Source organism: Alkalimonas sp., from assembly GCF_020831925.1.
Classification (GTDB): domain Bacteria; phylum Pseudomonadota; class Gammaproteobacteria; order Enterobacterales; family Alteromonadaceae; genus Alkalimonas.
Genome location: NZ_JAFIFQ010000084.1, coordinates 1 through 7,276, shown reverse-complemented (window position 1 = coordinate 7,276; position 7,276 = coordinate 1). Strand labels below are relative to the sequence as shown.

5 protein-coding genes are annotated in these 7,276 nt (G+C 55.2%); all 5 read left to right on the top strand.

Features of this window, described 5'->3' with window-relative positions; all coding sequences use genetic code 11:
• Positions 1-1,763 (top strand): bifunctional acetyl-CoA hydrolase/transferase family protein/GNAT family N-acetyltransferase (locus JJU14_RS15720; protein WP_228614669.1); only part of this gene is annotated, 1,763 nt, incomplete at its 5' end.
• 3 nt (positions 1,764-1,766) lie between these two features.
• Complete coding sequence (locus JJU14_RS15715; protein ID WP_228614668.1) at positions 1,767-2,684, top strand: histone deacetylase family protein; 918 nt, start codon at positions 1,767-1,769, stop codon at positions 2,682-2,684.
• 88 nt (positions 2,685-2,772) lie between these two features.
• Positions 2,773-4,152 (top strand): ATP-dependent RNA helicase DbpA, encoded by a 1,380-nt coding sequence (gene dbpA / locus JJU14_RS15710; protein ID WP_228614667.1) that lies wholly within the window; start codon positions 2,773-2,775, stop codon positions 4,150-4,152.
• A 109-nt stretch (positions 4,153-4,261) separates the two neighbouring features.
• Positions 4,262-6,184 carry a S9 family peptidase gene (locus JJU14_RS15705; protein ID WP_228614666.1) on the top strand — a complete coding sequence of 641 codons (1,923 nt, stop codon included), beginning with the start codon at positions 4,262-4,264 and terminating at the stop codon, positions 6,182-6,184.
• A gap of 250 nt (positions 6,185-6,434) precedes the next feature.
• Positions 6,435-7,276, top strand: an 842-nt coding sequence (locus JJU14_RS15700; RefSeq protein ID WP_300976267.1) for a M14 family zinc carboxypeptidase, incomplete at its 3' end; no start/stop codon positions are given.

The window sequence follows — 7,276 nt, the reverse complement described above, 5'->3', positions numbered from 1 at the left end:
CAAGCGCGCTGATGAACGATCTGATAGCCCATGCCCGCCAATTGCATGATATCGAGATTGTGCAGTTGCTAACCCTTTCCGATAATCAATGGGCCGAGCCCGATCAGCAACACCGCTTTAAAGTGAATACCTTTTTTATTGGCGGTGACACCATCCGTCAGGCCGTGGCAGAAGGCCGGGCCGATTACACCCCTTGCTTTATGTCGGATATTCCGCATCTTTTTACCGACGACATTCTGCCATTGGATGCCGCGCTGATTATGGTGAGCCCAGCCGATCAACACGGCTACCATTCGCTCGGTGTATCGGTGGATGTGGTGGCTGCTGCCGCCAAAGCCGCTAAAACCGTGATTGCTCAGGTCAACCCACGCATGCCGGTGACCTATGGTCAAAGCTTTATTCACCGTGACCAGATTGATCTTTGCATTGAGTGCGAGCAGCCACTGCCCGAACTGCCGCCGATGGATACCGACAATGAGGTCAGTGAACGTATCGGCCAGTACATTGCCCTGTTGGTAGAGGATGGCGCCACCATTCAGCTCGGCGTTGGCCGTATCTGCAATGCGGTGCTGAAGTACCTGGGTAACCACAAAGACCTGGGCGTACACAGCGACATGATCACCGATGGCATTATGGCGCTGATTCAAAAGGGCGTGATCACCAACCGACGCAAAACCTTTCATCCGGGCAAAGTAGTCACCAGCTTTTGCGTGGGTAGCCAGGCATTGTACGATTATGTGCATCACAACCCACATATTGGCTTTTACCCGAGCGAATACGTCAACTCCCCCGCCAACATTGCCCGCAACGAACGGATGATGGCGATTAACAGCGCCATTGAAGTGGATTTGACCGGCCAGGTGGTGGCGGACTCGATTGGCCATCAGTTTTACAGCGGCATTGGCGGCCAGGTGGACTTTAGTCGCGGCGCTTCGATGAGTGTGGGCGGCAAACCCATTGTCGCGCTGCCCTCTACCACCGAAGATGGCAAAACCTCGCGCATTGTGCCGCATATCCGCGAAGGGGCCGGCGTGGTCACCAGCCGGGCCCATGTGCACTATGTAGTCACCGAGTTTGGTGTGGCCTCCTTGCGCGGCAAAAGCATCCGCGAGCGCGCACTGGAACTGATCCGGGTCGCCCACCCCAAGTTTCGTCATCAATTACTGCAAAAAGTGCGGGAACATTACTGGGTGCCCCATTACCAGCAACAAACGCCGGTCGAGGTACCGGAGCTTGGCAAGGTCGGTTTTAAAGAGTTGCGTATTGCTGGCGAAAGCTTTGATCTAAGGCCATTAAACCCATCCGATGAGCGGCGCTTGCAGGAGTTTTTTTATTCACACACCAAAGAAACCCTGCAACTGCGTTACAACGCTGTGCCCACCCAGATGAGCCGGGAGAAATCCTGCAACCTGGTCAGTGTCGATCAATCGAAAGATTTGGCGCTGTGCATCGTGCGGCAAAAAGGCTCGGCAGTGCAGATTCAGGCGGTAGGCCGCTATTACCTGCTGCCTTCGGCCAACAGCTGCGAAGTCGCCTTTGTTACCCGGGAAAAATATCAGGGCCAGGGCATGGCCAAGCGGCTGCTGGATGAAATGATCGCCATTGCCAAAGCGCGCGGCTTAGACGCCATGCTGGCCTATGTACGGGCCGATAACCAACCGATGCTGAGCGTGTTCGAAAAAGCCGGCTTTGTCCGTCTGCCCGCCGATGAGCCAGGTGAAATCACCCTGAAACTGACGCTGCCACCTAAGAGCAAGGAGTAACTGATGCCACTGACCTTATTCAGCCATGCCCGCTGCGCCTTGCACAACCCGGACCCGGAGCATCCGGAGCAACCGGCAAGGCTGCATGCCATTAATGACCAGTTGGTGCGCTCTGGCCTTGAGTATGTGATCAAGCAAGTCGATGCCCGCCCGGCTGAAGCCAGCGACTTATACAGGGCGCACAGCAAGCTGTACATTGAGGAGCTGTTTGCCAAAGCACCCCGTGAAGGCCAGATCTGGCTGGACCCGGACACACCGATGACGCCGAAAAGCCTGCCAGCCGCGCTGCTAGCAGCAGGCTCCGGCATTCAGGCTGTGGATGAAGTGATGCAGGCCGACAACCAACAGGCTTTTTGTGCGATACGACCACCGGGCCATCATGCTACCGCTGATCAGGCCATGGGATTTTGCTTGCTGAACAACATCGCCATTGCCGCCAGCTATGCGCTGGATAAGTACCAGCTAAAGCGCGTTGCCATCGTCGATTTTGATGTGCATCATGGCAACGGCACCGAAGCGATTTTCCGCCATGACGAACGGGTGCTGTTTTGCTCGTCCTATCAGCAGGCGCTCTACCCCAACAGCGGCGATGACACCAGTAGCGAACGGGTGTTGAACCTGCCGCTGCCAGCCGGTTGCAAAGGCGAGCAATGGCGCACCGCGGTGCAACAGCGCTGGTTTGCGGCGCTGGATGCCTTCGCGCCCGAACTTATTTTTATCTCTGCCGGCTTTGATGGCCATGCCGAAGATGAGATGTCGCAATTTTTACTCAAAGAAGACGATTACGCCTGGCTTACCGGGCAGTTGAAACAACTGGCCAACCGCCACTGCAATGGCCGCATCGTCTCGATGCTGGAAGGCGGCTATGATTTAAGCTCACTCGGCCGCAGCGTAGTCGCGCATTTAAAAGCCATGTTGTGAAGACCATGCTGTGAAAGTACAAGTCTGCTATACTAACGCCCGATAAATAACCCGCTGGCTCTTTGCCATCGTCACGGAGCCAGATTAGATGCCTGTTACCGATTTTGCCGCCCTTGCGTTAGCCCCTGCCCTGCTTTCCACCCTGCAGGAACTGAACTACCAGCAAATGACCCCCATTCAGCAGCAAAGCCTGCCGGCTATTTTGGCCGGCAAGGATGTAATTGCCCAGGCGCAAACCGGCTCGGGTAAAACGGCCGCTTTTGCGCTCGGTATGCTAAGTGCCTTGCAGGTAAAACGTTTTCGCATTCAGGGCCTGGTGCTCTGTCCTACCCGCGAGCTGGCCGAGCAGGTGGCCAAAGAGTTGCGCACTTTGGGCCGCAGCATTCACAACATCAAGGTGCTGACTTTATGCGGTGGCGTGCCCAGCAAGCACCAAATCCTATCGCTGGAGCATGGCGCCCATTTTATTGTCGGCACACCAGGCCGGGTGCTCGATCACCTGCAACAGCAACGGTTGGATTTATCTGAGCTTCGCATGCTGGTGCTGGATGAAGCCGACCGCATGCTGGATATGGGCTTTCAGGATGAGGTCGCAAGCATCGCCGCAGCCATGCCTGCCAAGCGCCAAACCCTGTTATTCAGCGCCACCTACCCGGACAAAATCGAACAACTGGCCGCCAGCCTGATGCAACAGCCGGTCCGCGTTTCGGTCAGTAGTAGTCAGGCAGAAAGCAGCATCGAACAACAGTTCTATACACTGGCAAGCAGTTCACGCGAGCAGGCGGTGATGCTGCTCTTGCAGCAAGTGCAACCGGCCAGCTGCGTGGTGTTCTGCAACACCAAGCGGGTGACCCAGCAGCTGGCCGATGCCTTGCAACAGCATGGTTTTAGTGCCAAGGCGCTGCATGGCGATTTGGAGCAAAAAGACCGCGACCAAACGCTGCTGCAATTTGCTAACAAGAGCGCCCGCATTCTGGTGGCCACCGATGTGGCCGCGCGCGGCCTGGATATCAGCGAGCTGGACCTGGTGATCAATGCCGAGCTGGCGCACGACACCGACACCCACACCCATCGCATTGGCCGCACCGGCCGCGCCGGAGCCAAAGGCCTGGCCATCACGCTGGCCGATAGCAAAGACGAGTACAAACTGAGCCTGTTGCAGGATACGCTGAGCGAACCCATCCGGTTGCAACCCCTGCCGGCCCTGAGCTTATTGCAGCAAGCTCCCGCCCAAGCCGAAATGGTCACCATCCAAATCCAGGGCGGTAAAAAGCAAAAACTGCGTCCCGCGGATATTGTCGGTGCTCTAACCCGCGATCAGCAAATCGCCTTTGAGGACGTCGGTAAAATTCAGTTGCATGATTTGTGGGCCTATGTGGCAGTGAAACGCAGTGCGGCGAAAAAAGCACTGCAGATTTTAAATCACGACAAAATGAAAGGACGTAATTTCCGGGCCTGGCAGCTGTAAGTTGTTGCAATACGTCTAGTTACCAGCAAAGGTTTGTATTTAGTGGCCAGCTGGCGTAGATTACTTTTTCACCACTTTATTTTTACCAGAATAAGAAAAGGAAATCTGCATGCACCATTCATTAACAAGGTTGCGCTTACTGCCAGCCTTTGCGGTCGCGGCTTTGCTGCTTGGTTGCGGCCAGCCCCCCCAAACCAATAGCACCGCCATCAACACCGCCGAAAGCACGGCCATTCCAAGTTACAGTGCCCAGGAGTTCTTTGTTACCCGCAGCTACCTTGGCAATGACATCAATCACAGCCAGAATGCCTTGCTGGTGGCCTCGGATGAAAGCGGCGTTTTTAACCTGTACAAAGTCAGCCTGGATGGCAGCAACTGGCAACCGCTAACAGCTTCCGACAGCGATCCACAATTTCCTATCGGCTGGTTTCCCAAGGATGACCGGGTGCTCTTTACCGCCGATCAGGGCGGCAATGAGCTGCACCATCTGTATGTGCGGGAGCTGGATGGCAGCATCCGGGATCTCACGCCTGGTGATAACTTAAAAGCCAGCTTTATGGGCTGGAGTAATGATGGCTCTTTCTGGGTCAGCAGCAACGAGCGCGATAACCGCTATTTCGATTTGTATCGCTACAACAGTGACGACTATCAACGCGAGCTGGTGTTCGAAAACGACGATGGCTTTCTGCTCACCGCCGTCAGTGATGATGGCCGCTGGCTGGCACTGATGAAGGTGCGCAACAATGCCGATGACAACGTCTATTTGCTCGACTTGCAAGAGCAGCCGCATCAACCGCAATTAATCACCCCGCATGAAGGCAATATTTCCCATACGGTGTATGGCTTTAGTCGCGACAGCAGCACGCTGATTTTCGGCTCCAACGATGGATCCGAGTTTGTTCGTGCCTACAGCCATCATCTGGCCACTGGCGAGCAGCAACTGTACAGCGAAGCCGATTGGGACATCAGCTACATAGGTTACAGCAAAGACAATCGCTACCGGGTAGAAGCCATTAATGCCGATGCCAGCACCAGAATCAGCATTACCGATCAGCAAACCGGCCAACCCTTGCAGTTACCAGAGCTGCCAGCCGGCGACTTTCGTGGTATCAACTTCTCGCACGACAGCAGCATCCTTAGCTTTTACTTAAATGCCGACAACAGCCCATCCAATCTGTTTGTCTGGCGCCTGGGCACGCCTACAGCCAAGCGCCTGACCGAAGCATTAAACCCAGCGATGGATGAAAACCACCTGGTGATGAGCGAAGTGATTCGTTTTGAAAGCTTTGATGGCCTGGTGGTGCCTGCTTTGCAATACAAACCTCATCAGGCCAGTAGCGATAACAAAGTACCGGCAATGATTTGGATCCATGGTGGTCCGGGTGGTCAGTCGCGCACTGGTTACAATCCACTGATCCAGCATCTGGTCAATCATGGCTATGCGGTACTGTCGGTCAATAACCGCGGCTCGTCCGGCTTTGGCAAAACCTTCTACCATCTGGATGATCGCCGCCATGGCGAAGACGACTTGCAGGACATTGTCTATGGCAAGTACTACCTGCAAAGCCTGGATTGGATAGACCCGGAACGCATCGGTGTGATGGGCGGCAGCTACGGTGGTTACCTCACCATGGCAGCCATGGCCTTTACCAATGAGTTTGAAGTAGGCATCAATATCTTTGGTGTTACTAACTGGGTACGTACCTTAGAAAGCATTCCACCCTGGTGGGAAGCCTTTCGCGAATCACTTTATGCTGAGCTCGGCGATCCGGCGGTAGATGGCGAACGTTTGCACCGCATCTCGCCGTTGTTTCATGCCGATCGGGTGCAAAAGCCGGTCTTGGTGGTACAAGGTGCCAACGATCCGCGCGTGCTGCAGGTAGAAAGTGACGAGATGGTCGAAGCCATCCGCGCCCAAGGCGTCCCGGTCGAGTATCTGCTGTTCCCGGATGAAGGCCATGGCTTTCTGCGCCGGGAAAACCGTATTTCCGCCCAAGAGGCTTATCTGAAGTTTCTGCAGCAGTATCTGTAACCACTCAGAGGCCAGGCGTTGCCTGGCCTTTTTTTAAAGCCCTACAACGATGTCTGCTGCTGCGCCATGGGTAGTTCATCACTCGCTTCCACTTGCCTGGTAGTGCTGCACCAGATGCAAGCCGGCCGCAATAATCGGCCATCAACCGTATTCCAACTAACATTTATCGCAAGGTGGCAGCAAAGCTATTGTCGCATCAAGATTAGCCCTTTAGGCTGTGTCAATCATCCCCCTTAATCATGAGAGTCCTATGCTTCATCTGACCCGCCCTTTCCTCTGGCTGTTGGCTTGCTGCTTACCCGCCTTCGCCGCAGAGCCAGTGCACCCGCCTCAGTTTCCGGGCAGTCAATACCACACCGAGGTCGCCACCGTAGAACAGATCCTGGGGTACCCGCTTGGTCAACGGATTTCAGAGCCAAGCGCCATTGCCCGCTACTTTGAACACCTGGCATCGGCGCACCCAGAGCAAGTAAGGCTGGTACCCTATGCCAAAAGCTGGCAAGGCCGGCCGTTGTTTTATGTGGTGATTGGCAATCCGACCCATATTGCTCAGCTGGACCGCATTGAGGCTGATATGCGCCGACTGGCAGATCCACGAAACCTGGCAGCGGCAGAGGCCCGCTCATTAATACAACAACTGCCTGCCAGCGTCTGGATTGCCAGTACCTTGCACGGTAATGAAATCAGCCCGGCCGATGCAGCGATGGGGCTGGCCTATCATTTGCTGGCCGACAGCAGTGAGCGAACCCAAGCCATTCTGGCCAATACCCTGGTGTACATTGATCCACTGCAAAACCCGGATGGCCATCACCGCTTTGTCAGCCGCTATTATGCGACCGTTGGCCTGGCACATTCTGCCGATCGCCTGTCTGCCGAGCACAATGAGCCCTGGCCCAATGGCCGCACCAATCATTACTTATTCGATATGAACCGCGATTGGATCTCACTGACGCAGCCAGAAACCCGTGGCCGGGTGCAAGCTTTGCAGCAGATGTATCCGCTGGTTTTTGTCGACTCGCATGAAATGGGCGGCGATATGGGCTATTACTTCAGCCCGGAAGCCGAACCCTATAACCCACATATTCAGGCTGA